Here is a 744-nt window from a genome sequence, read left to right as displayed (position 1 = left end):
CTGAGGGTTGGGGCGAGCACCTGCTCGACATAGGCCAGGAACCAGTCTCGCGTCATCGGCCCGTCGAGCACCATGGGCGCGCTCATCCCCGACATGCGCAAGCCCGCAACGAACGTCGTCGTCAGCCAGTGGCCATGCGGGATGCCCGAGCGTAGGCGCTGACCGCGAGCACAGCGACCGCGCAGGCGCGCCATACGGGTGGAAAGGCCGGTCTCATCGATGAAGATCAGGCGCTCGGGATCGAGGTCAGGCTGCGCGGCAAACCACGCCTCACGGGATGCGGCCACGTCGGGGCGATCCTGTTCGGTCGCATGCGCCGACTTTTTTTCCATGTCACCGCCCGGCGGGCGAAGAAACGCCACAGCGTACCCAATCCGACCGAGACGCTGCGCTCGGTACGCAGGCGCTCCTGCATCTCGGCAAGCGTGATGTCGTCTTTCTCATCGATGAGGGCGAAGAGGAAGGCTTCGTGCTCGTCGAGCTTGGAGCCAGGTGGACGGCCCTGACGCTGAGCCCGCGTCTCCCCTGTCCTCGTGGCGTGCGCAGCCCAGCGGATCACCGTGGCGATACCGACCCGATAGCGCAGGGCCGCGGCCCGGCGGGACAGACCTGCGCCCACTGCGTCCAGGACGCGAATGCGCAGATCGTGACTGTAGGCACGGGCCATGGCGATCTCCCTGACGAACCTTCAGGGATCAACGCTCACCTCGCCGCAACGACTCAGGGATCGTGGAAAACGCTCTA

1 pseudogene is annotated in these 744 nt (G+C 66.3%); it reads right to left on the bottom strand.

The window, feature by feature from the left end:
- Positions 1 to 667 (bottom strand): annotated as a pseudogene (locus J7U37_RS24830) (IS630 family transposase); the annotation flags it as partial.
- Positions 668 to 744: the final 77 nt, after the last annotated feature.

This window comes from Methylobacterium sp. 37f, from assembly GCF_023093475.1.
Classification (GTDB): domain Bacteria; phylum Pseudomonadota; class Alphaproteobacteria; order Rhizobiales; family Beijerinckiaceae; genus Methylobacterium.
The sequence above is the reverse complement of the archived record's forward strand: the minus strand, read 5'-3'. Positions and strand labels throughout refer to the sequence as shown.